23 protein-coding genes are annotated in these 22405 nt (G+C 59.3%); 15 read left to right on the top strand and 8 right to left on the bottom strand.

The window, feature by feature from the left end; translation table 11 throughout:
- Window positions 1-116 precede the first annotated feature (116 nt).
- The 6 genes from AACY49_RS01470 to AACY49_RS01445 are packed head-to-tail and all read left to right on the top strand — an operon-like array spanning window position 117 to window position 7028.
- Window positions 117-734, top strand: coding sequence for a thermostable hemolysin (locus AACY49_RS01470; RefSeq protein WP_007898678.1), 618 nt, complete (start codon window positions 117-119; stop codon window positions 732-734).
- Window positions 731-2299: an AMP-binding protein gene (locus tag AACY49_RS01465; protein WP_339521447.1), complete on the top strand. Its 1569-nt coding sequence runs from the start codon at window positions 731-733 to the stop codon at window positions 2297-2299. Before AACY49_RS01470 ends, AACY49_RS01465 begins: the two co-directional genes overlap by 4 nt.
- Window positions 2274-3155, top strand: a complete 882-nt coding sequence (locus tag AACY49_RS01460) for a TauD/TfdA family dioxygenase (protein WP_339521446.1) — start codon at window positions 2274-2276, stop codon at window positions 3153-3155. The genes AACY49_RS01465 and AACY49_RS01460 overlap by 26 nt, the downstream gene beginning before the upstream one ends.
- Window positions 3156-3164: 9 nt before the next feature.
- The gene (locus AACY49_RS01455; protein ID WP_123721935.1) at window positions 3165-4292 is read left to right on the top strand and encodes an aminotransferase class III-fold pyridoxal phosphate-dependent enzyme; all 1128 of its coding nucleotides are present in this window, start codon (window positions 3165-3167) and stop codon (window positions 4290-4292) included.
- Complete coding sequence (locus AACY49_RS01450; RefSeq protein WP_201059766.1) at window positions 4270-5610, top strand: aspartate aminotransferase family protein; 1341 nt, start codon at window positions 4270-4272, stop codon at window positions 5608-5610. Before AACY49_RS01455 ends, AACY49_RS01450 begins: the two co-directional genes overlap by 23 nt.
- A gap of 2 nt (window positions 5611-5612) precedes the next feature.
- The gene (locus AACY49_RS01445) at window positions 5613-7028 is read left to right on the top strand and encodes an amidase (protein WP_201059764.1); all 1416 of its coding nucleotides are present in this window, start codon (window positions 5613-5615) and stop codon (window positions 7026-7028) included.
- Between the two features lie 6 nt (window positions 7029-7034).
- Here the strand turns inward: AACY49_RS01445 and AACY49_RS01440 are convergent, their stop codons facing one another.
- Both AACY49_RS01440 and AACY49_RS01435 read right to left on the bottom strand, forming a co-directional pair.
- The gene (locus AACY49_RS01440; RefSeq protein ID WP_123721932.1) at window positions 7035-7946 is read right to left on the bottom strand and encodes a DMT family transporter; all 912 of its coding nucleotides are present in this window, start codon (window positions 7944-7946) and stop codon (window positions 7035-7037) included.
- Window positions 7947-8060: 114 nt separating this feature from the next.
- Window positions 8061-9248 (bottom strand): cyanate transporter, encoded by a 1188-nt coding sequence (locus AACY49_RS01435; RefSeq protein WP_339521445.1) that lies wholly within the window; start codon window positions 9246-9248, stop codon window positions 8061-8063.
- Window positions 9249-9725: 477 nt separating this feature from the next.
- On the opposite strand from AACY49_RS01435, the gene AACY49_RS01430 reads away from it, so the two are divergent.
- From AACY49_RS01430 to AACY49_RS01405, 6 genes are all read left to right on the top strand, one after another.
- On the top strand, window positions 9726-11108 hold the full coding sequence (locus tag AACY49_RS01430; protein WP_339521444.1) for a glutamine synthetase family protein: 1383 nt from the start codon (window positions 9726-9728) through the stop codon (window positions 11106-11108).
- Window positions 11109-11274: 166 nt separating this feature from the next.
- The gene (locus AACY49_RS01425; protein ID WP_339521443.1) at window positions 11275-12924 is read left to right on the top strand and encodes a phosphoethanolamine transferase; all 1650 of its coding nucleotides are present in this window, start codon (window positions 11275-11277) and stop codon (window positions 12922-12924) included.
- Window positions 12925-12996: 72 nt separating this feature from the next.
- Window positions 12997-13659, top strand: a complete 663-nt coding sequence (locus AACY49_RS01420; RefSeq protein WP_339521442.1) for a class I SAM-dependent methyltransferase — start codon at window positions 12997-12999, stop codon at window positions 13657-13659.
- Window positions 13660-13839: 180 nt separating this feature from the next.
- Window positions 13840-14973: a ribonuclease D gene (rnd, locus tag AACY49_RS01415; RefSeq protein WP_339521441.1), complete on the top strand. Its 1134-nt coding sequence runs from the start codon at window positions 13840-13842 to the stop codon at window positions 14971-14973.
- Entirely contained in the window at window positions 14970-15263 is a 294-nt protein-coding gene (locus AACY49_RS01410; RefSeq protein WP_253419765.1) for a YcgL domain-containing protein, read from the top strand. The genes rnd and AACY49_RS01410 overlap by 4 nt, the downstream gene beginning before the upstream one ends.
- Before the next feature lie 123 nt (window positions 15264-15386).
- Complete coding sequence (locus tag AACY49_RS01405) at window positions 15387-16319, top strand: D-2-hydroxyacid dehydrogenase (RefSeq protein ID WP_339521440.1); 933 nt, start codon at window positions 15387-15389, stop codon at window positions 16317-16319.
- Between the two features lie 126 nt (window positions 16320-16445).
- Here AACY49_RS01405 and AACY49_RS01400 read toward each other — a convergent pair whose 3' ends face one another.
- A complete protein-coding gene (locus tag AACY49_RS01400) occupies window positions 16446-17039 on the bottom strand; it encodes a nitroreductase family protein (protein ID WP_258697093.1) in 594 nt (197 codons plus the stop codon).
- Window positions 17040-17318: 279 nt separating this feature from the next.
- Between AACY49_RS01400 and AACY49_RS01395 the strand changes: the two genes are divergently transcribed.
- The gene (locus tag AACY49_RS01395; RefSeq protein ID WP_007942199.1) at window positions 17319-17768 is read left to right on the top strand and encodes a YcgN family cysteine cluster protein; all 450 of its coding nucleotides are present in this window, start codon (window positions 17319-17321) and stop codon (window positions 17766-17768) included.
- A gap of 126 nt (window positions 17769-17894) precedes the next feature.
- Window positions 17895-19124, top strand: coding sequence for a hypothetical protein (locus tag AACY49_RS01390; RefSeq protein ID WP_339521439.1), 1230 nt, complete (start codon window positions 17895-17897; stop codon window positions 19122-19124).
- 126 nt (window positions 19125-19250) lie between these two features.
- Here the strand turns inward: AACY49_RS01390 and AACY49_RS01385 are convergent, their stop codons facing one another.
- From AACY49_RS01385 to AACY49_RS01370, 4 genes are all read right to left on the bottom strand, one after another.
- On the bottom strand, window positions 19251-19628 hold the full coding sequence (locus tag AACY49_RS01385) for a YgaP family membrane protein (protein ID WP_258697091.1): 378 nt from the start codon (window positions 19626-19628) through the stop codon (window positions 19251-19253).
- Window positions 19629-19708: 80 nt separating this feature from the next.
- Window positions 19709-20179 carry an RNA methyltransferase gene (locus AACY49_RS01380; RefSeq protein WP_007942196.1) on the bottom strand — a complete coding sequence of 157 codons (471 nt, stop codon included), beginning with the start codon at window positions 20177-20179 and terminating at the stop codon, window positions 19709-19711.
- A 208-nt stretch (window positions 20180-20387) separates the two neighbouring features.
- Window positions 20388-20759 (bottom strand): YajD family HNH nuclease, encoded by a 372-nt coding sequence (locus AACY49_RS01375; RefSeq protein ID WP_339521438.1) that lies wholly within the window; start codon window positions 20757-20759, stop codon window positions 20388-20390.
- A 49-nt stretch (window positions 20760-20808) separates the two neighbouring features.
- The gene (locus AACY49_RS01370; RefSeq protein WP_007898703.1) at window positions 20809-21495 is read right to left on the bottom strand and encodes a spermidine synthase; all 687 of its coding nucleotides are present in this window, start codon (window positions 21493-21495) and stop codon (window positions 20809-20811) included.
- Window positions 21496-21590: 95 nt separating this feature from the next.
- On the opposite strand from AACY49_RS01370, the gene AACY49_RS01365 reads away from it, so the two are divergent.
- The gene (locus tag AACY49_RS01365) at window positions 21591-21881 is read left to right on the top strand and encodes a hypothetical protein (RefSeq protein WP_339521437.1); all 291 of its coding nucleotides are present in this window, start codon (window positions 21591-21593) and stop codon (window positions 21879-21881) included.
- On the opposite strand, the gene AACY49_RS01360 is transcribed toward AACY49_RS01365, so the two are convergent.
- Entirely contained in the window at window positions 21878-22351 is a 474-nt protein-coding gene (locus tag AACY49_RS01360) for a cyclic nucleotide-binding domain-containing protein (protein WP_258697089.1), read from the bottom strand. The genes AACY49_RS01365 and AACY49_RS01360 overlap by 4 nt on opposite strands.
- Window positions 22352-22405 lie beyond the last annotated feature (54 nt).

The raw sequence follows: 22405 nt of genomic DNA, 5'->3' as shown, positions 1-22405 counted from the left end.
GTTATTTATTTATATATTAGTGGAAGCAATTGGTTTTTTAAATAGTCTGTGGGAAATTTCCTCAATATATTCTCGTTCCACTTACAGAGAACCCTGAGCAGGGATAGGAGGGCGAAGTGTTGGTACGCGTCACGGAAAGTCAAACGCCGTTATGGATGCAGGCGACTGAAGTTGTGAAAGAAAAGTTTCGCAGCTCTTATAAGGCATCCGTAGAACCGAGCCCGCAGTATTTTGCGGTCACCCAGGACAGTGAGGAACGGATTCTTTCTTGCGCCGGTATAACTTTTGCGGATGACCGCACACTTTTCTCGGAGCAATACCTGTCGCAACCGATAGAAACGATTCTGTCCCAGCGTTTTGAAAAGATGATTGATCGGTCAGTTATTGCTGAAATAGGCAGTTTGATTTCTCATCATCTGACGGCCGGAATGATCATGGTCAACATGGTTCCGTTGTTGGCCTGGTGCATGGGGGCTCAATATTTGCTCTGCACCGTTACGCCCCGGGTCCGGAAAATGATGGAAAGCTGCCAGATCGATTTCGAACCACTACTCACGGCCGACCCTCAGCGTCTGGCCGACGATGGTGGCAAGAACTGGGGTACCTATTACTCGAAATTACCCGTCACCGGTTTTATCCGCGTGGACCCGAAACGTTCGCGATTCGCCGCTATGACACTCGGTACTTTGTTCACCCAGTTGCCGAACAATTTGCCGACGAGGGCGCAGTCATGAGCGGTCGTTTCATTGCGGACCTGCGGCTGGCATTACAGATCAATCGTCAGAAGGTCTGCGCTATCGATTGTGCTCCGACCGGCCTGGAACACGCCGCTGTCATGACCTATGGCGAGCTGGAGTCCCGGGCGCTGAATCTGGCGGCAGAACTGCAGCGGCGTTTCGACACGCCGGCTCATGGCGATCACGTTGTGCTGGGGATTGCGACGCGTAACAGCAGTGACTGGTTGATTGCCGATCTGGCGTGCCTGTTTGCCGGAATTACCGCATTGCCTTTACCGCTGGCGTTCAGTCAGTCCCAGGCCGAGCACCTTGCCGAGCGTTGTGACGGGTTTCTGGTGGATGCCGCAGGTGAGCGGACGCTGGCTGAGCGGTGGAGGCTGGATTTTCCCGACAGCCGCCTCAGACGTATCGACGAACCTGCCCTGGAGCAGCCGTTGTTGCGAGAACCGGACGGCGATAGCGCGTGGATCTGCAAAATCATTCACACCTCGGGGACTACCAGTCGGCCCAAGGGCGTGCGCCTGAGCACGGCGGCGGTGGGGGCGGTGTTGACTTCCCTGCGCCAGTGGATGCCGGTCGATACCCATCGCAGCTACCTGTCACTGGTGCCATTGAGCCTGCTGCTGGAACAAGTGACCGCCGCGTATTTACCGCTGCTGGCCGGTGGGATCGTGCATTTCCTGCCTGAAGGCGAGGCGTTGCTGGGGGAGCCGGGAACGTCACCGCAGCGTTTGATCGAGTGGATCCTGCGGGTCGAACCGACGGCCTTGACGGTACCACCGGTGATGCTCAATCGCTTTCACGAGCTATTGACCGAAGGTGGCGCGCAGGGTGAGCGCCTGTCTCGTTACCTGCATTCGGGGGTGCATATCACGTGCGGCGGCGCTGCCGTCAGCATCGATATCCTGCATGCCCTCGCCGAGGATGGTATTGCGGTGTTCCAGGGTTACGGGCTCTCCGAGAACGCCTCGGTCGTCAGTATGAATACCTTGCAGCACCAACGTCTGGGCAGTGTGGGCAGGCCGTTGCCGCATGTTCAAGTGCGCATCGGCGCCGACCAGACCATTGAGGTCAAGAGCAGTTCGTTGTTCAGCGGCTACTCGGGCAAAGACCCGAGCGCCTGTTCGATGTCCGACGATGGCTGGATGGACACCGGGGATCTGGGGGAGCTGGATGCTGATGGCTTTCTCTATGTTCGCGGTCGCAAGAAAAATGTGATCTGCCTGCCCAATGGCCGCAACGTCAGCCCGGAACAGGTCGAGCTGGAATACCGCGAATATCCTGGTGTGCGCGATGCCGCTGTGTTTTTCGATGAGGCCCATGGTCTGGTGGCGTTGTTGTGTGTTGAGTCGGCACCGGATCGCGATGAGCTGGCCAGCTGGTCAGCCCGGCGCTTTTCCGACATCGAGCGCCCGAGCCGCCTGTGGTTGCTGACCAAGGACGATCCATTGCTCGAGCAACTCTACACCGTCACCGGCCGTCCAAAACGCGCCGATATCGCTACTGTTTTCGCCAATCTGCAAGGGAATGCATCTGATGAACACACCTGCCTATCACTGTGAAAGCCCCGACGTATCCATTATTGAGCCGCGCCATTTCGCAAGCCTGGGCAAGGCCGAGCTGTACGACTTGCTGGGGCATTACGGTGTCGTCCTGTTACGTAACTGCATCCACAATGCCGAGGATTTCAGCGCCTATGTGAAGCAGAACAGCTCGCGGCTGAGCCTCGACCCGGCTCGCGTCATGGTCGGTGGAGCCGCGCAGTTGGTGGATGCGGGCCGCCAGGCGATCGGTCTGCATTGCGAAAATGGTAACTCACCGTTCTGGCCGGACATCACCTGGTTCTATTGCCAGGAAGCGCCGCGCACAGGCTCGCAAACCACCTTGTGCGACGGTGAGAAAGTACTGGCGAAGCTGTCATCCGCCTGCCGCACATTTTTCGAGGACAACCCGATTCGCTACAGCCGCACCGTTGCCGGCGACAAATGGCGTCGGCTGGTTTGCCACTATTCGCCAGCGCTCTCGGACCCGGCGGCGGTCAGGATCGAAGATCTGATGCAGATCATCGGCGACGATCCGCAGACACAGATCTCCTTCAATCCGTTTGATGATTCGATTCATTACGCCTTCAGTACCCCGGCGATTCTGGTCTCCGAATTCAGTCAGCGTCCGGCGTTTGCCAACAGTATTCTCGGGCCGTCCTTCAACTATGAAGTGCCAGTGATCGATACATCGTCCGGGCTGCCCATTCCCGGCGAATTCCTGCACGAAATTGCCGAGGTTTCCGCGCAATACACCTACCCGGTCGGCTGGCGTGACCATGACATGGTGATGATCGACAACCGTCGGGTAATGCATGGTCGTGAGGCCATCGTTGACGAGCGCCGCCGTATCTTCAACGCCCTGAGCTACCGCTGAGACCTATTCATGAAGACCAATAACAAGCAGATCATTTCAGGTCAGTACGAGACGTATATCGACGGTGACGGTCGCCAGATAATCGATCTGGCCGGCGGGTTTGGCTTTCAAGTGCCGGCGGTAATCGACGCGGTCAGCCTTCAGGCGCAAAGCATGGGGCTGTCCAATCGAGTGCTGATGTCCGACCCTCTGATCGCTTTGTGCCGGCGCTTGGCCGAGCTGCTACCGCAGCCGCTGGTCAGCTCTTATGTGTGCAGCTCCGGCGATGAAGCATTCGAAGGCGCCTTGAAACTGTGCAAAGGCCTCAAGCCCAAGGGCAACACCATTGTTGTTGTCCAGGGCGGCGATTATGGCTCGCTGAGTTACGGACGTTGCCTCAGCGCGCCGCAAAACTATCTGCAGATGCAGCGTTTCCTGGGCTTCGAGCTCGTGACGATCAGGTATGTCCGCGACCTGGATAAAGTGGACTGGAACGATTGCTTCGCGGTTTGCCACACCAGCACCGTGATTGATGGAGACGGTCGCTTGCGCCTGATAGAGCAGGTGCTACTCGATCACTTGTATGTCGCGGCGGCCAATGCGTCGGTGCCGGTCATCGCGGTCGACGTGCAAAGTTGTCTGGGGAGCCTGGGCACGCTGTTTGGTTTTCAGCGTTATCGCAATACCCCGGACATTGTGGTGTTGGGCGGCCCACTGGGCGGCAGTGCGATTCCTATAGGCACCTATACCTGCAGCGAACAGATGGCCTATCAAGTCTATGGTCGCAGCAGCCCGGCGAAACATGGCAGCACCACGGCCGGCAATCCGATGGCCTGCGTGGCCGCCATGGCGGCACTGGATTACGTGCAGGCCCACGACTTGCCCAGGGAGTGTCTCAATAACGGCCAGATCCTGGCGCAAGCGCTCGCCTCATTCGGTGCTGTCGCCTGCGGTGCCTGGGTCAGCCTGCCGCTGCCAGCCGACCTCAAACCCGCCGAATTGTGCGAGGAGCTTTATCAGCGTGGCATCTATGTCAGTGCACCCCGTGGCCGCGAGTTGATTCTGCGTTGCCCTATCACCGCACGAGCCGAACACATCCAGCGCGCATCCCGGATCCTCAAGGAGACTTTAAGCCATGTCCTTAACCCTATCGCATGAACAACTGCTGGATGATTGCCAACAACATTGGAGTGCCTCGGCGGCCAAGCTCTATCGTCTGGGTAAAACCAGCGTCGAAAAGGACGCCGATGGCATCTATGTTACCGACCATGCGGGCAAGCGCTTTATCGATTGCGCATGCAGTTATGGGGTCTTCATCGTCGGCCATCGTAATCCGATGGTACGGGAACAGGTGCAGACCCAGTTGAACCAGATGGCCTGGATTCCGGAGGGGCGGGTGCATCCGCTGCAAGGCGCATTGTCCGAGCGCCTTCGGAATCTGGTACCGGGGAATTGGGGGGATGTGCAGTTTATGGTCTCGGGTGCCGAAGCCATCGAACAGAGCATGCGGTATGTGCTCAAGGTGCAGCCGCACCGGCGTGGAATCGTGGTAATGAGTGATTCCTATCACGGCAAGACGCTGGCGGCGATGAGCATTCTTGGGCAGAAACAGCACCATCGCAGCTACGGCACCGCGGCCTCGGAAGTGACTTATGTGCCGTACGGTGACTTCGCCGCCTTGCAGAGAGCGGTAGGCGAGGGTGTGCGTGCGGTGTATGTCGAGCCGATTCTGGGGGGCGCCCACTTACAGGTTCCGCCCGTGGGTTACATGGCGAACATCCGCGCCCTGTGCGATGCCACCGAGACCTTGCTGGTGGCCGACGAAATCCAGACCGGTTTCGGCCGCTGTGGCAAGTGGTTCGCCGTGCAGTATGACGACATCGTGCCGGACATCATGATTCTCTCTAAAGGCCTGACGGGCGGTTACACCTCGTTTGCCTGCGCGATGTACAGCTGGCGACTGACCACGCAATACCCGCTGAGCGAGATCGAGCCTGACCAGCGAACCAATGGCGGGCATCCGGTGGCGTGCGCCTCGGCACTGGCCGCTATCGATTACATCGAGCAGCACAACCTGGTCGAGCAATCACGGATCAATGGCGGTTTGCTGCGCCATGGCCTGCAACGGCTGGCTCAGCGTTATCCGCAGATTGTCGAGGATGTGCCCGGTGTCGGCCTGATGACCGGCCTGCGCTTGCGCGGTTCGGTCTACGAAGCGCTGATGAGCATGGAGTTGGGCAAGCGTGGTGTGCATGCCGGGCATTCCATGAATGAAAAAGCCGCGCACCCGGTTCTGCGGTTTTACCCGCCGCTGAACATCACACCCGAAGCGCTTCGGCATGTCCTGACGATGACCGAGGAAGCCCTTGAGGCGATCGCTCGGCGTCCGAAGCTGGCGGTCAAGGCGTTTTCTCTGGTGGTCAGAAACATGTACCACATCCCCAACAAACTACTGCGCAGCAAAGGGAAGCGCTGAGTATGTTCAATCCCGATACTCTGACCCTGCGCGAAATGGCCGGTCTGCTGCGTCGCGGTGTGCTGACCAGCGTCAACTTGCTGGAGTTCTACCTGCAGCGTATTGCCGAACGCAATCCGCAGATCAATGCCCTGATTCAACTGGAGTCTGTCGACGAACTGCGTCGACAGGCCCGGGAGGCCGATGAGATGGCCCGCATCGGAAAGATTCGTGGCCCTTTACACGGCATCCCCATGACCATCAAGGACGTCTGCCATGTGCGCGGCTTTCGAATGTCGCGAGGCCTGAAGGAGTTGCTGGGCGAGGCCAGTCAGGAGGATGCCACGGTCGTTGCCCGACTTCGCCAGGCGGGAGCGATCATTCTTGGGATCACCAATGTTCCCGAGCTGTGCATGGCGTTTGAAACCGACAATCTGCTGTATGGCCGCACGCTCAATCCTTATGACAGGCAGCGCTCCGCTGGCGGTAGCAGTGGCGGTGAAGCGGCGGCCATCGCGGCCGGTTGCTCGCCGGCCGGGCTGGCCTCGGATGCTGGCGGCAGTGTGCGGATTCCGGCGCACTTCAACGGTATCTGCGGCATGAAACTGACCCAGGGGCGTGTGCCGTTGACCGGCCAGTTTCCCTGTGATCGCTCCGGGCTGTTTCATCTGACGTCGGCGTTTGGCGTGATGGGGCGTTATGTCGACGATCTGGCGTTACTCGGGCAACTGATCAGCGGCGCTGACGGTCACGATCCGGACACCGTCGATGTGCCGTTCGCTGACAGTAAGCCACTGGACCAAATGCGTGTCGCGCTGTCCTGGGAATCCACCAGAACCCGGGTGAGCCCGGCGGTGAAGCAGGTTCTGCAACGGGTCGAGAGTTGCCTGAGCAGTGTGGTGGCGCAGGTTACACCGACGGCTCCGCAGATGCTCGACGAGGCCTGCGATGTGCTCTGGCGGGTTTTCATCACGGGTGGGGATGCCGGGCGTGGCTGGAAGCGTTTGTTCCAGTCCATGGACAAACAGACCTATACGCCCGCCACCACAGGGTTGATTCGCTTGAGCGAAGAGGTCGAGTTGAGCGTGGATGAAATGAAGCGCGACTGGATTCTGATCGATACGTTTCGCTATCACTTGGCGAAGTTCTTCAATCAGCACGATCTGTTCATTTGTCCGGTGTTCCCGGACGTGGCATTCGCTCATGGCGAGTCTTTGCAGGATCGTGATCGCTATTCCTTTGTGTTTCCGTTCAGCCTCTCCGGTTCACCGGCGGTGGTCATTCGCGCCGGGCATGATCCGGCCAACGGGATGCCGATCGGCATCCAGATAGTCGGCCCGCACTGGCAGGAAGAGCGGCTGCTGGCCGTGGCCAATTTCCTTGAGCGCGAACTGGAGCGCTGGAGTCCGGTGGCCCCGTTGGACGCAGTCACTCTCTGAAGGATCTCAAGCCGTAACGGTTTTGGCGTTACGGCTGGTGATCACCAATGCCAGCATGCCGATACCCACCAGCACGGCACCGGTGACTTCTATCAGCACCGGTTGCTGTCTGAGCCAGAACCAGTGAAACAATGTGACAAACAAGGTGTTCAGGTAGACGTAGGAAACCACCGTTGACGGTGAAATCACCCCGATTGCCCGATGCAGCAGCCAGAATGTCCCGAGGGTGCCAAACAGTGCCAGGTATACAAGCCAGAACATATCGCTCGATGACAACTGCGCACCGCTGCGCCAACCGCCGTTAAACAGACAGAACACAAACAGAAACAGCGAACCGAAAAGCATGTTCCAGAAGGTCATCGCCACCGGGTCACGCCCCTTCAAGGTCTTGACCTTGAATCGCTGGCTCAGAGGCGAATAAAGCGCCATCGCCAGGCAGCCGACGCCGAAGAGCAGTACCGGGTACAGTGCAGGCAGTTCGCCTGGAGCCGCCCCTTTGAGAGTCAGCAGCAGGGCACCGATCGCTGCAATCGACATCGGCAACAAGCGGCTCTTCAGGCTTGGGTTCGGCAGCAGTAATACCTCAAAAAATAACGTCATCAGTGGCACCAGCGTGTACAGCGTCGCGGTATTGACCGCGGTGGTATAGCGCAGCGCTTCAAACAGCGAACCAAAATACGTTGCCAGCAGCAGCCCAAGAACTGCATGCGCCAGCAAGCCTCTGGCCGAGATCGGTGACGTGTTTTTCAATAACAGCAGTGGCAAGAACATCAAGGCTGAAAACAACAAACGCAGCCCGGTCAACAGTATTGGATCTATAGATTGGCTGACCTCTGCCGCCGCAAAGAAAGACGATGCGATCAGCATCGCCCAGATCAGCATGCCCCAGTGAGCTTCTGCAAAACCGACTTGTTTCATGAGTTCCTTTCCCAGCGTTTGAGCGGTAAACCGGACATGTAGGAGCCAGGCTTGCCGGCGAAGGCGTCCTTAAGAGCGCCTTCGCCGGCAAGCCTGGCTCCTACGAAAAACAGACTATTGGATATGCTGCGCGTATTGCCTTGGGTTGAAGCGCAGCACCATTACAATCATCACCGCCATCACTGCTGTGAGTGACCACCAGGCCCATTCGAAGCTACCCAATTGGTCGCGAATCATCCCGGCAATCAGCGGCGAGAGGCCCGCGATCAGGTAACCGACGCCTTGCACAAAGGCCGTCAGGCCGCCGGCACGACGCGGGTTATCCAGATGATCAAGGGACACGATCAGGCTCATCGGGAACAGACCGCCAATGCCCAGGCCCAACAGGCACGGCCATAGCAGGCTAAAGCGTTCCGGGCTGAGGATCAGGCCGCAGAAGCCGGCCATGATCAAGGCCAGCAGAACGACCAATACCAGACGCTTGTCCTGGCTGCGGTTGGCAATCGCGGGTGTTATCAGCCCGGAGACAACTTCCATGGCCGTGAGAAACCCCAGCAATAAGCCGGCATTCTGTTCACTCCAGCCTTTCTCCACGTAATACGGGGCTAGCCAGGCCAGTACACAGGTGTAGGAGGCCGTGCCCAAACCGAAGAAAATCGCCAGCAACCAGGCCCGTGAGTTACCGACGAAGGACTCCTGGCGCCCCATCGGCGCCGCCGGCAATGGCGCGATTGCCGAGCGCTGGGCAAGCCAGAAGACCAGGGCAACCAGCGTCAGTAGCGCCCAGATTGCCAGGCCCATCCGCCAACTACCGGTTTGCGCCAGGACGAAAGGCGAGAACGATGCTGCAATCGCCGCTCCGCCCATGATCGAGGTGACATACAAACCCATGAACAGCGAAACGTTGTCGCTGAAGCGTGACTTGATCAGCGCCGGCATCACCGCCTGAATGAGGGCGATCCCCAGCCCGGCCAGTACCGCGCTGAGGATCAGCTCGAGGGCGCTGTCCAGGTACAGCCGCGAGACCGTGGCCACCCCGATGATCAACAAGGACAGGATGATGGTGCGGTGTTCGCCAACCCGTTGCGCAATGCGCATTCCCAGGAACATCGCCAGGCCCATTGCCATGACGGGCAGCATGGTCAGTAGCGAAGCGGTACTGAAACTCAGGGGAACATCCCCGCGAATGGCCGACAACAACGGCCCGACAGCGGCCATCGAAGGCCTCAGGTTCAGTGCCACCAATACCACGCTGAGCATCAGCCATCCGGCATAGGCGCTTGAAGTGCGAACGTTTTCCATAACGGAACCCCAAAAATACAAGTCTGTGATTAGGCCGCTGCATGCCAGCAGGGGCAAACTGAAATGTCGCTGGGGCTATCGAGAAATTAGGTTGGTTACTGGAAGAAATGTTTAGTCAATCTGCAACCAAGGTTCATCAAGTCTGGATTTAACGGCTTATCTGCCCGTGTGACGCTGCTTTGCATCTGTTTACCGCGGTCTTTTCCATGGACGTCTGGCTGATCGGAATCAAACACGAGGGTGCGTCTGGCGCCACTTCAAGCCTTCAGCCACGTCGCCTCTACAGGCCTGCCTGCGCGCCAAGCCTGTCTGCACTTCCTTCTGAACTGGCCTTCTGGGCGCTGTGGCACTGCCGCCACGCGCGCCCGCCGGATTCGTACATGTCCCGTTGAGTATTCTTACAGGTTCCGCGCGGTGCGCCGGAATCAAACTGGCTACGCTTGTGCGTTTGCCTGACGCGGATAAACGAGAATTCCCATGAGCTGTGCGACAACATCCTTTGCCACGAAAGAACAAGCCCTGACCTTCCTGGAACACAATCGCGATATCGAGCTATTCGAGCTGTTCATCCTCGACAACAATGGTGTGCCACGGGGCAAATTACTGCATCGCGATGAACTGCTGGCGGTTTACGAAAGCGGGCGGCCACTGCCGAGTACCATCCTGGGCCTGACTATCAATGGCGATGACGTGGAAAACTCCGGGCTGGTCTGGGACGTGGGTGATATCGATTGTCGCGCTTATCCGCTCAGCGGCAGTTTGCAGCGTATGCCGTGGCGATTGATTCCCACGGCGGCGGTGCAGGTCAGCATGCATCCAAAAGAGGGCATGCCCGCGACCATCGCCGACCCACGGTACCTCTTGGCCAAGGTCATCGAAGGCTTGCAGACTGACGGTTATTACCCGGTGATGGCGGCGGAGCTGGAGTTCTATCTGCTGGATCAGCAGCGCGACAGCAACGGTCGGCCGCAGCCGGCGCGGGATGTCGATGGCGGGCGGCCCCGTGGGACTCAGGTCTACGGCTTGCGTGAACTGGAACAGATCGAACCGTTTCTGGCCGACCTCTACAGCGCCTGCAAGCTCCAGGGCATTCCGGCGCGCACGGCGATTTCCGAATACGCACCGGGGCAGGTGGAAATCACTCTCGAACACCGCACCGACGCTTTGCAGGCGATGGACGAGGCAGTGCGTTACAAGCGGCTGGTCAAGGGCGTGGCCCACAAGCACGGGATGGCGGCTTGTTTCATGGCCAAGCCTTTCGATGACCTGGCCGGCACCGGCATGCACATGCACGTCAGCCTGGCGGACAAGGACGGCAACAACCTGTTCGCCAGCGACGCCCCGGAGGGCACGCCGCTGCTCAAACAAGCGGTCGGCGGGATGCTCGCCACATTGCTCGATTCGTTGCTGCTGTTCTGTCCAAACGCCAACTCTTACCGTCGTTTCCAGACCCATAGCTACGCACCACTGGCGGCCACCTGGGGCGTGGACAACCGCACCGTGAGTTTGCGAGTGCCCGGCGGGCCGGCATTCTCCCGGCATATCGAGCATCGCATCTGTGGTGCCGACGCCAATCCGTATCTGGCGGCTGCGGCGATCCTGGCCGGTATTCATCGCGGCATCCGCGAGCAGCTTGACCCTGGAGTACCGGTAGAAGGCAACGGTTACGCCCAGGCCACGCAACTGTTACCGACCGACTGGCTGACCACCTTGCGAGCGCTGGAAAGTTCGAATTGGGCACGGGAGGCATTCGGCTGTGAGTTTCTTGGTGTGTACCTGGCAGTGAAACGTGCCGAATACCGGCGGTTCATGGGCGAAGTCGGTGAGCAGGACTGGCGCTGGTATCTGCACCAGGCTTGAAACGGGTCTCCAGTGTTGAAAGTTTTGGCCAAATGCCATGAGCCAACTATTCGTTGGCTTCTTTTTCACGAAAAATTGATGGTTGACTGCTTAAGATTTGTGTCGCCTCGGTCAATGAAATTTTCACATTTGCCGCGGGCACTTCTTTTCAGGAACAGCCGATCACATGTTGAAGTTCAAAGCCGTGCGCCCCGAGTGGGTGACGTTGGTTTCCAGTGCCTTTCTATTGGCAGGGTTCAATTTAGTTCTCTGGCAACACCTCTTCGATATCACCGCCGCAGACGGTAAAGGCATCGTCATGCGTGTCGCGTTCGGGGTGATGATCCTGGCGGCCTTCAACATTGTGCTGACGTTGCTGGCATTCCGGCCCGTGATGAAACCCCTGTTGACGCTGATCTTTCTGATCAGTGCCGGTGTGGCGTACTTCATGAGTCAATACGGTGTGCTGATTGACGCCGGCATGTTGCGTAACTTCGCAGAAACCAATGCCACGGAAGTACGCGACTTACTCTCGCTCAAACTGTTTGTTTATATCGTGCTGCTCGGCGTCTTGCCGTCGTGGTTGTTGTGGAAAATCCCGGTCAATTACCGTCGCTGGCACCGTGAGTTATTAAGTAAAGTGCTGGTAAGTGTCGCCTCGGCTGCGGTGATTGGCGGTGTCGCATTGGTCAATTATCAAGGCCTGTCGTCGTTGTTTCGCAATCACCATGAATTGCGCCTGATGGTGGTGCCGAGCAACTACATCGGTGCCTCGGTCGGTTATTTGCGTGAGCAAGTGGTGTCTGCGCAACAACCCTTCGCCAAGCTGGGTGAAGATGCCCGGAAAAATCCTGTCTGGCAGACCCACGGCCGTAAATCCCTGACGGTACTGGTGGTGGGCGAAAGCGCCCGGGCCGAGAACTTCGGCATCCTGGGTTATAACCGCGACACCACACCGGAACTGAATAAGGAAGCCGGCCTTATTGCTTTCACCGATGTGCACTCCTGCGGCACGGAAACGGCTGTGTCGGTGCCCTGCATGTTCTCCAACATGGGCCGCAAGGATTACAACGCCAGCAAGGCGAAGAACCAGGAAGGTTTGCTGGACGTGCTCAAACACGCCGGTCTCGAGGTGATCTGGCGCGATAACCAGTCGGGCTGCAAAGGCACCTGCGATCGGGTCACTGTCGATGACGTGAGTAACCTGAAAGATCCGGTGCTGTGCGCCAACAGCGAGTGCCGCGATGAAATTCTCCTGCAAGGTTTGCAGCACTTCATCGACACGCTGGATAAAGACACGGTGCTGGTACTGCACCAAATGGGCAGTCACGGTCCGGGATACTTCAAGCGCTACCCGAAAGAGTACGAACACTTCACGCCGGTGTGTGAAAGCAATGCGCTGAACAATTGCAGCCGTGAAAGCATCATCAATGGCTACGACAATACGCTGGTGTATACCGACCACGTGCTGTCGAGCCTGATCGACCTGTTGCGTAGCAATCAGGACAAAGTCGATACCGCGATGCTTTATCTGTCGGACCACGGCGAATCGCTGGGCGAATACAACCTGTTCCTGCATGGCACGCCTTACATGCTGGCGCCGGAACAGCAGAAGCACGTCGCGATGCTGGCGTGGTTCTCCGACAGCTATCAAAAGTCGTTCTCGGTGGACACCCATTGCCTGCAACTGAGTCGCGAGAAGCCCTTGAGCCAGGACAACCTGTTCCATTCGATGCTCGGTCTGCTGGAGGTCAACAGCAAGGTCTACAACCCGGGGCTGGACATGTTCTCCGAATGCCGCGGTGCAGTGATCGACGGTGTGCTGGCCAAGAAATGAGTGCTCGACCTTTTTTTCACGTGGCGACCGCTAACCTGCGGCGCCTGGAACGTCCAAACAGAGCCATTGCACATGTCCGCGCAACCCCCTTCCGCCGTCGAACTTGAGTTCGCCCGGCGCTACGATCAGGCACACGCCCGCGTCTGCTCGCAGCCGCGACCGCGTGGCCTGGCGGGGCGTTTGACGTTCTGGCGCGATGAGCAACTGGTGCGTAACGCGCTTCAGGTCGCGGGCGAACCGGGATTGATTCTTGATGTGGCCTGCGGTGCCGGGCGTTTCTGGCCGGTACTGGCCGAGCATGCGAACCGGGTGATCCTCGCAACCGATCCGTCTCAGGACATGCTCGATCACGCCCGCACCCACCATCCACAGAACCTGCTGGATCGGGTCAAGACCTTTCAGAGTTCAGCCTTCACCATCGGCTTGTCGGCGAATGCGGTTGACTGCATTCTTTGCCTGCAACTGTTCCAGCACATCACCAGTCCCGAGCATCGGTTGGCCATGCTGGGCGAGTTCCACCGGGTCAGCCGCGATACGGTGATTGTGGCGGTACGGGTTGAAGCGCATTTCAAGCTCCGGCGATTGGGCTCAGAAGGCGCACAAATCCAGCCGCAAGCCAGCAAAGCCGCGCTTGAGGCCGAGTTCAGGCAGGCGGGTTTCCGCTTGCTCAGTCATCACGACTTCCTGCCGGGTTGCACGAGGATGCGGGTCTACGTGTTGCGTAAGGGCAGCTAGGGGGCGTTCTCAATTAGTTTCCACACCGAGGGGAAACTAATTGAGAGCGCCCCCTAGTCACCATCTATCAGACAATTCTTGCTGTCCGGCAGGTATTTTCGCTAAAGCTCTTGTTCAGTGAATGCGCGGAAATCGCCGGGGGCGATATATACTGCGCGCCATTCTTCAAGGGAGAGCCGTGTGGCCATCGATATTCACTGGATTCGCGACAACGATAGCCTCGGTCAATTTTGCGCCGAGTGGCAGCAGCTGCCATTCGTTGCCCTCGACACCGAATTCATGCGGGTCGACACCTTTTATCCGATCGCAGGCCTGCTGCAGATCGGCGATGGCGTACGCGCTTACCTGATTGACCCTCTGACCATCGACAACTGGCAGCCCCTGGCCGCGTTGCTGGAAAACCCGGCCGTGGTCAAGGTCGTGCATGCGTGCAGCGAGGACCTCGAAGTCCTGTTGCGCCTGACCGGCAGCCTGCCGGCACCGCTGTTCGACACCCAACTGGCCGGCGCTTACCTGAACCTGGGTTTTTCCATGGGCTATTCGCGGCTGGTGCAGGAAGTGCTCGGTATCGACCTGCCCAAGGGCGAGACCCGCTCCGACTGGCTGCAACGCCCTCTATCCGACACTCAAATCAGCTACGCCGCCGAAGATGCCCTGCACCTGGCGGAAGTTTTCGTACAGCTGCGTCCTAAGCTTTCTGACGAAAAATACGCCTGGGTCCTGGAAGACGGTGCCGAGCTGGTGGCCAATCTGCGTCGCGAGGTCGACCCGTATGAGGTCTATCGCGATGCCAAACTGGCCTGGAAACTGTCCCGCGCCCAACTCGCCGTGCTGCGTGAACTCTGCGCCTGGCGTGAGCGCGAAGCCCGCGCCCGTGATCTGCCGCGCAACCGCATTGTCCGTGAACATTCCCTGTGGCCACTGGCGCGCACGCAACCGGACAACCTTGGCGCGTTGGCGAAAATCGAAGACATGCACCCGCGTACCGTGCGTCAGGACGGCGAGTTTCTGCTTGATCTGATCAAGCGCTCGGGCAGTGTGTCGCCTGATCAATGGCCGCCGGCAGTGCCGGAGCCATTGCCGGTGGAAGCCGCCGCGCTGGTCAAACAGCTGCGGGCCATCGGCCAGGCCGAAGCCGAGCGCCTGAACATCGCGCCGGAGCTGATGCTGCGCAAGAAAACCCTGGAAGCGCTGCTCAAGAGCGGCTTTCCCAAGGGGCCCTACCAATTGCCTGATTCGCTGCGTGGCTGGCGCCGCGAATTGATGGGCCGGGCGCTGCTCGACAGCCTGGCCACCGCCGGAGAACAGCCTTGAAACGTATTTGCTCCATTTATCGAAGCTCGAAGAAAAACGAGATGTACCTCTATGTGCTCAAGAGCGATGCACTGGAGCGCGTGCCTGAATCCCTGATGGCGGCTTTCGGCAAAGCCATCCACGCTTTTGATCTGGTGCTGAGCCCCGAGCGCAAGCTGTCGCGCGAAGACATTACTGTAGTACTGGAGAACCTCGACAAGCAGGGCTACCACCTGCAAATGCCGCCGGCCGAAGACGAGTACATCGAACACTTGCCGGAAGAATTGCTGCGCCGCAACGACCCGATGTGATCGCAGACAGGCTCTATTCAGGGCCTTTATGAAAGAAACACTGGAATGATTTTGGCGATGGCCACGACGATGGAGTGATACTCCGTCGGTGGTCGTCTGCACTGTTTTTGAAAGGTTTGAACCATGCGCGTTCTGATTGCTGAACACGACCACCCTGTGTATGCCCAACTGTTGCGTCAGGCAGCGCCTGATCTGGAAGTACTGACCAGCGGTGACTCCGCCGAACTGTCCCGTCAGGCCGCCGATTGCCAGGTCTGGCTCGGCCAGCCGGACTTGCTGGCAACGCTGTTGCGTCAGGGCCACACGCCTGCATGGCTGCAGTCGACCTGGGCCGGTATCACGCCGCTGCTGGCCGACGGCCTGCCACGGCACTATCGACTGACTCGCGCGGTAGGGATTTTCGGTCAGGTCATGGCTGAATACGTGCTGACTTACATGCTCGGCCACGAGCGCGAAGTGCTGGCGCGGCTGGTCAGCCAGGTCGAGCGCAAATGGGACAATCGCCAGGGTCAAAGCCTTGCAGGACGCAAGGTGTTGATTGTCGGCACCGGTGACATCGGTCAGGCGGTGGCGCAGTTTCTGCTGCCGTTTGGCATCGAGTTATATGGCATCGCCAGCACTGCCCGGGAGCAGGCGCCTTTTGTCGAAGTGGGGGCACTGAGCGACTTGCCGCGTCTGGTCGGTGAAGTGGATTACGTCGTCAATCTGCTGCCGAATACCCCGAATACGCATGACCTGTACGACGCCGCGCTGTTCAAGCAGTTCAAGGCGACCGGGTTGTTCATTAATGTCGGGCGTGGCGTGGCGGTGGTCGATGCAGACCTGGTGGAAGCCTTGAAAGAAGGGCACCTGGCCGGGGCCGTGATCGACGTCTGCCGTCAGGAGCCGCTGCCGCAACGTCATCCGTTCTGGACCGCGTGGGGGTTGCTGCTGACTGGCCACAGTTCGGCACCGACTTCGCCGCCGATGATGGCGAAGCTGTTTATCGAGAACCTGCGGGCGTATCAGGCGGGCGAAGCGTTGCGCGGGGAAGTGGATTTCGCACGCGGGTATTAAACTCACCCCCAAACAAAATGTGGGAGCGAGCCTGCTCGCGATAGCGGTGTATCAGTCTCCATCAGTATTGACTGACAGGCCGGTATCGCGGGCAGGCTCGCTCCCACATTGGCTTTATGTTGTGGCTTAGAGGGTGAAATCGCCTTCAGCCGCCAACTCGCTCAGCGGGAGACGCGGGCTTGGCTCTTCGCGCGCTTGCAGGTACTCGGCCAGCGTCGCCTTGTCGCCCAGCTTGCCGATCGCCACGGCGACATGCAGTGCGTAGCCTTCAGGAATGTTCAGCTCCTTGCGGGTCAGGTCCTGATCGAAACCGGCCATGCCGTGGGTGTGCCAGCCGCTGATGCTCGCTTGCAGCGCCAGGTGGCCCCAGGCCGAACCGGTGTCGAAGGTGTGCCACAGCGCCGGGGTTTCTTCGCTGGCGCCGGGTGCCACGAAGGTGGTTTTCGAGATCACGATCACCAGCGCCGAGGCGTGCTGTGCCCAGCTGCGGTTGAACTCGTTCAGCAGGCCCAGGTAACGCTCCCAGTTCGGCGTATCGCGACGGGCATAGAGAAACCGCCAAGGCTGCGAGTTGTACGCCGATGGCGCCCAGCGTGCGGCTTCGAAGAAGCTCAGCAGGGTCTCTTCAGGAATGGTTTCGCCAGTGAAGGCGCGGGGCGACCAGCGATCGGTGAACTGAGGGTGAATGGCGTAGTCGGCAACGCGTGGGTTAGCACTCATCAAGAGATTCCTTTACGGTTGAAAGTGAGGGTCGTCGAAAAAACCGGTGGGCGCAGTTGAGCTGAGCGATAGGGTTTTCCGAGAGCCTGGGCCGTTCACCTGAATGCAACGCGGTTGAGCGTTAATGGCACTTGGGTAGGGCTCTTTGCGACTGGCAAAGCTACCGGGCGGCGCAAAAACTCACAAGTGCCGCGTACCGGCAGTCGCCAATGCTTGGCCCGCCGGTGCCTTGGCACTAGACTGGCGGCCTTTTCACCACCTGATGTTGATGCTTGAGCCATGGCCGCCAAAGTCGAACCGTTCTGGATACGCAAAACCCTCGATCAACTCGATCAAGAGGAATGGGAATCGCTGTGCGACGGCTGTGGCCTGTGCTGCCTGCAAAAGCTCGAGGATGAAGACGACAACGCCGTCTACTACACGCGTATCGCCTGCAAACTGCTGGACCTCAAAACCTGCCAGTGCACCGATTACCCCAACCGCCGCGACTTTGTGCCCGATTGCATCCAGCTCACGCCGGGCAAGGCCGATGAGTTCAAATGGCTGCCGCCGACCTGCGGTTATCGACTGGTCAGTGAAGGCAAGGACCTGCCGCTCTGGCATCACCTGGTGTGCGGTGATCGTGATGCGGTGCATCACGAACGTATTTCCCAGTCCGGGCGCATGCTCGCCGAAGGCAGCGTGGCTGAAGACGATTGGGAAGACCATCTGATTTTCCGCGCGGGTTAATGTGTGGCGAGGGAGCTTGCTCCCGCTTGAGTGCGTAGCACTCACATAATCGGCAGTGATTACAAGAATTTTGGGCTGCTACGCAGCCCAGCGCGAGCAAGCTCGCTCGCCACAATAGGAGTGTGTATGGCTGTGGGAGTGCGGCGGGCGTTGGCTGTCGGGCTGCTGGCCCTGAGTTTGCCTGTGTGGGCGGCCAAGAAAGTCGATCTGGATTATCACGTGCGCCTGTTGCCGCAAAGCGATCAGGCCGAAGTGCGTCTGACCCTGGCCCAGGGCTCGGCGGTGCGCAGTCTGGATTTCGACTTGGGCGATGGCAGTCACTACAGCGATTTCAAGGCCGACGGCCAATGGCAGCTCACATCGGGCAAGCAGGCCCGTGGTGTCTGGCGCCCGGCCACCGACAAGGCCAGCCTGACCTACCGCGTGCGCATCAGCCATGGGCGCAAAAACGGCAGCTTCGACACGCGCACGACGCCAACGTGGGCGCTGATGCGTGGCGATGACCTGGTGCCCGCCGCCAGACTCGATCAGCAGGACGGTATCGAGCTGGTATCACGCCTTGAATTCGAATTGCCCACCGGTTGGAAAAGCGTCGAAACCGCCTGGCCAAGGATCGGCAAAAACAAGTTCCGGATCGATAACGTCTCGCGCCTGTTCGACCGTCCCATTGGCTGGATGCTCGCTGGCCACCTCGGCAGCCGTCGCACGCAGTTGGGGGAAACCGAAGTCACCGTGGCTTCACCCCAAGGCCAGGGCATGCATCGCATGGACGTGCTGACACTGCTGACCTTTGTCTGGCCGCAAGTGCAGGCGGTTTTTCCGCGTCACCCCAGCAAGCTGCTGATTGTCGGCGCCAACGACCCGATGTGGCGTGGCAGCCTGGGCGCGCATGAATCGATCTACCTCAATAGCCGCCTGCCGCTGGTCAGCGAAAGCGGTACCAGTGCCTTGGTGCGTGAATTGGCCCAGGTGTTCGGGCGGATCAATGACAGCCAGCGTAGCGACTGGATCAGCGAAGGGTTTGCCGAGTATTACGCCATCGAACTGGTGCGCCGCGCAGGCGGGATGAGTGATGAGCGGTATGAGAGCCTGCAGAGCAAGTTGGTCAAGGAAAGCCAGAAGGTCAGCACATTGCGCGGGGAGCAGATCAACCCGGCGCAGGTGGCCAAAGCGGTGGTGTTGCTACAGGAGCTGGATCGCGAGATTCGCCTGAAAACCCGCAACAAGCGTTCGCTGGATGATGTGTTGCGCGGGGCGATGCAGTTGGAGAGCGTGGATACGAAGGCATTCATTCAGCTCGCGCAAAGCGTTATTGGCGAGTCTTCCAGGGTGCTTGATACCGAGTTGCTTCAGTAGCGCCGCCATCGCGGGCAAGCCCGCTCCCACAGGGTTTGCGCTGTACACAACAATTGTGATCACCGCCAATCACTGTGGGAGCGGGCTTGCCCGCGAAGAGGCCCGGAGCTTCACCGCAACTTCGGATCAGACCCCGGCCTTCGGCGAGTCCAACGAATCATTACCCGTCACGGTCGCCGTGCGGGTTGCCGCTTCGGCATTGGCTCTCATGCGGCTCAGCTCATCCCCGGCACGCTCAATCCTCGCCCGAACGTTATTCATGTCCTGACGGCTTTTTTCCAGAAAACTTTTCGCCGAACTGTGCCCGGTGATACCTCGGGCCAGGGCCACGCCGCCGATCGCCACTTGAATCAACCCGAACACGCCACCGCGACGCAGGCCCTTGCCGACCATCACCACACCGCCGGCCACAGAACCGATGCGCTCCCAACCCTGGACGTTCTGGTCGGAATGAGTCTGGAACGGGGTGGATTCGATACGCTCTACGCGCTTGAGGTCGCTCATGATCTGTCTCCAGGCTTCAAGAATAGATAATTAAGCTGACTGCCGAGGCGGGCGGCTCGTTCCATCGGATGTGCGGCGATTCAACGGAATTTCGGCCCCGAGCGGGTGTTGTTGCCCTTTGCCATGCGGTCGTACAGCACAACGTTGACGGTGGCCGCCAGGTTCATGCAGCCGGTGGTCGGGATGTAGACCACGTCTTCGCACCAGTCGCGGATCTCTTTATCCAGCGAGCCGTCTTCGGGGCCGAAGATGTAGAGGGCGCGATCCGGGTGAGTGTATTCCGGCAGCGAGCGGGCGCCGTCGACCAGTTCCACGGCGACCGGTACACAGCCCAGCGGCAGGATTTTCTTCAGGTCGTCGATGCCGATCAGCGGAATGTCGTAGTGGACTTTCTTGGTGTCGGTGACGAAATCGGCGGCGCGCTCATAGCGCTTGCCGGTGTAGAACACTGACGCCACGCCATAACAACCGGCGGCGCGCATCACCGAACCGACGTTCTCCGGTGATTTGGGGTTATACAAACCAATGCAGCTGTACCGTTTGTCTGCCACGAGCGGGGTGCCTTCGGGGAAAAAACGGCGATTATACGGGGATTGGGGGAGGGTGGTCAGATTGTAGATTGGTGGTGTCCGGACAAATGCTATCGCGGGCAAGCCCGCTCCCACAGGGGGCTGCGGCGTACACAACATCGGTGCTCACCGCCAATCACTGTGGGAGCGGGCTTGCTCGCGACGGGGCCGGCGCAGGCGCTGAAGATCTTCAGTCTTCTTTTTTCATCAGCCCCGCCAACGCCGCAAACGGGTTATGCGTCGCCTTGGAAATCTTCGGCGTACTCAGCGAGCCCTCGCCAAAATACTGCTGATCGGTATAGCGCGAATGTTCGTTGTCATGGCAATACAGGCACAACAGTTCCCAGTTCGAACCGTCCTGAGGGTTGTTGTCATGGTTGTGGTCGCGGTGGTGCACAGTCAGTTCGCTCAGGCGTTTGCCGGAGAACTCACGGGCGCAGCGGCCGCACACGTGCGGGTACATCTTCAGGGCCTTGTCGCGGTAACCCATTTCCTTGTCGCGCTGGTTGTCGGCGAGGATGCGGTCCAGCTTCGATGTGTTGGTTGGGGTGGACGAACTCATGGGTTCACCTTTGTAAAAAGACTAATGACGGTTATGACGTGAGTTTAGCTCAGCCCTTGAGCTTCTCGGCAATCCAGATGGTGTGGCGGGTGCCCTTGTTGCCGTGGGCGAAGACTTGCACTTCCTCGGCCTTGAAACCGGCCTTTTTCAGCTTGTCGGAAAACTGCCGGTCGGCGCTGGCCGACCACACCGCCAGCACGCCTTTTGGCCGCAGGGCCTTGGCACACGCGCTCAGGCCGCCAGCGGAGTAGAGCCAGCTGTTGGCCTTCTGGGTCAAACCTTCGGGGCCGTTGTCGACGTCGAGCATGATCGCATCGAAACCTTGCGGCTCGGCTTGCAGCACCTTGGCCACGTCTTCCATGCGGATCACCGTGCGCGGGTCGAGCAGCGGGTTGCCGGCTTTCTCGCCCAGCGGCCCGCGATTCCACTCCACCACGCCGGGCACCAGTTCGGCGACCACCACTTCAGCGGTCTTGCCCAAATGCTTGAGCGCCGAGGCGAGGGTGAAGCCCATGCCCAGGCCACCGATCAATACCCGCGAATTCGGCCGGCCGGCGACCTTGCGGCAGGGGATTTCGGCCAGGGCATCTTCAGAGCCGTGCATGCGGGTGTTCATCAACTGCCCGCCGTCGCCGCCCTGTATCTTGATAACGAAGTCCTCGCCGTATTCGAACAGGCACAGGGCACCGCCGTTTTCAGGAATGGGGGTGGTGTCGAGCAGAACGAAACGTTTCATGGGGCTCTCTTGATGAGAAATTGACTACGGAGGAAGGCAAACACGCGCAGTTGGGAGTAGCCTGCAAAAGGACAACAAGGCCAACGGAGCCATTGATGAAGCGCACCATTCTAACGGCCATTGCCCTGGCCGCGCTCTCGATAACTGCAGTGCAGGCCCAAGAGCTGCAAACCATCCCGACCAGCCCCACGCCGATGCCCGGTTCACCCGGCACCGCCACCCCGACGCCGTACCCGCAAATCACCCCGACCAGCGTGCCCAAGGCCGGTTCCGGCAGTGGCGGGGCACCGCTGTTGCCGCCAATCGAAATGCCCAATCCGCCCAAGGACCAGACCTTGCCGGGTCTTGAGCCGAGCACGACCAAAATCAAAGCGCCGGGCGGTTAAACTTGCTGCAAGAGTAATTGCCCGTCGGCCATGCGCAAGCGTTTGGAGAGGGAGACGGCGAGGGCGCGGATGATCTTGGCGGCGATTTTCGGCGCGTCATTGAGCATCTTCTCCAGGGAGTCCTTGCCCAGGTTGAGCAACTGGCAATTGCTCGCGGCCACGCAACTGGCCGAACGCCGTTCGCCATCGAGCACGGCCATTTCGCCGAACGCCCGACCGCTGCGCAAGGTGGCCATGGTGACCCGTTGCCCGTCGCTGTTGGTCTTCTGCACCGCAACCTGACCAGTGTGGATGATGCACATGAAACTGCCGGCATCACCCTCATGGAAAATCTCTTCGCCTTCGGCGATGGTACTGATGCTGAAGTAGCCCGAAGCCGCCACGAAGTCTGCCGGCAGCAGTTGATCGAACAGGCCGCAGTCCATCAGCCAGTCGCGAATTTCTTTGTTCAGTAAGGTCGGTTCTGACATGTCGTCACGGTCTTTTTTTGTGTCTGTGTCTGTTCCGGGCCTTCAGTCACCCAT

The sequence above is a fragment of the Pseudomonas sp. EL_65y_Pfl2_R96 genome, from assembly GCF_963970905.1.
GTDB lineage: Bacteria > Pseudomonadota > Gammaproteobacteria > Pseudomonadales > Pseudomonadaceae > Aquipseudomonas.
This window is presented reverse-complemented; position numbering and strand designations above follow the sequence as displayed.

What these genes read in the sequence shown, in the direction of transcription:
- AACY49_RS01420 (WP_339521442.1), top strand. Translation starts at nt 12,997, where the DNA reads ATGTCCGCGCAACCCCCTTCCGCCGTCGAACTTGAGTTCGCCCGGCGC.
- AACY49_RS01465 (WP_339521447.1), top strand. Translation starts at nt 731, where the DNA reads ATGAGCGGTCGTTTCATTGCGGACCTGCGGCTGGCATTACAGATCAAT.
- AACY49_RS01395 (WP_007942199.1), top strand. Translation starts at nt 17,319, where the DNA reads ATGGCCGCCAAAGTCGAACCGTTCTGGATACGCAAAACCCTCGATCAA.
- AACY49_RS01455 (WP_123721935.1), top strand. Translation starts at nt 3,165, where the DNA reads ATGAAGACCAATAACAAGCAGATCATTTCAGGTCAGTACGAGACGTAT.
- AACY49_RS01460 (WP_339521446.1), top strand. Translation starts at nt 2,274, where the DNA reads ATGAACACACCTGCCTATCACTGTGAAAGCCCCGACGTATCCATTATT.
- AACY49_RS01425 (WP_339521443.1), top strand. Translation starts at nt 11,275, where the DNA reads ATGTTGAAGTTCAAAGCCGTGCGCCCCGAGTGGGTGACGTTGGTTTCC.
- AACY49_RS01390 (WP_339521439.1), top strand. Translation starts at nt 17,895, where the DNA reads ATGGCTGTGGGAGTGCGGCGGGCGTTGGCTGTCGGGCTGCTGGCCCTG.
- AACY49_RS01405 (WP_339521440.1), top strand. Translation starts at nt 15,387, where the DNA reads ATGCGCGTTCTGATTGCTGAACACGACCACCCTGTGTATGCCCAACTG.
- AACY49_RS01445 (WP_201059764.1), top strand. Translation starts at nt 5,613, where the DNA reads ATGTTCAATCCCGATACTCTGACCCTGCGCGAAATGGCCGGTCTGCTG.
- AACY49_RS01360 (WP_258697089.1), bottom strand. Translation starts at nt 22,351, where the DNA reads ATGTCAGAACCGACCTTACTGAACAAAGAAATTCGCGACTGGCTGATG.
- AACY49_RS01370 (WP_007898703.1), bottom strand. Translation starts at nt 21,495, where the DNA reads ATGAAACGTTTCGTTCTGCTCGACACCACCCCCATTCCTGAAAACGGC.
- AACY49_RS01430 (WP_339521444.1), top strand. Translation starts at nt 9,726, where the DNA reads ATGAGCTGTGCGACAACATCCTTTGCCACGAAAGAACAAGCCCTGACC.
- AACY49_RS01450 (WP_201059766.1), top strand. Translation starts at nt 4,270, where the DNA reads ATGTCCTTAACCCTATCGCATGAACAACTGCTGGATGATTGCCAACAA.
- AACY49_RS01375 (WP_339521438.1), bottom strand. Translation starts at nt 20,759, where the DNA reads ATGAGTTCGTCCACCCCAACCAACACATCGAAGCTGGACCGCATCCTC.
- AACY49_RS01435 (WP_339521445.1), bottom strand. Translation starts at nt 9,248, where the DNA reads ATGGAAAACGTTCGCACTTCAAGCGCCTATGCCGGATGGCTGATGCTC.
- AACY49_RS01365 (WP_339521437.1), top strand. Translation starts at nt 21,591, where the DNA reads ATGAAGCGCACCATTCTAACGGCCATTGCCCTGGCCGCGCTCTCGATA.
- AACY49_RS01440 (WP_123721932.1), bottom strand. Translation starts at nt 7,946, where the DNA reads ATGAAACAAGTCGGTTTTGCAGAAGCTCACTGGGGCATGCTGATCTGG.
- AACY49_RS01385 (WP_258697091.1), bottom strand. Translation starts at nt 19,628, where the DNA reads ATGAGCGACCTCAAGCGCGTAGAGCGTATCGAATCCACCCCGTTCCAG.
- AACY49_RS01400 (WP_258697093.1), bottom strand. Translation starts at nt 17,039, where the DNA reads ATGAGTGCTAACCCACGCGTTGCCGACTACGCCATTCACCCTCAGTTC.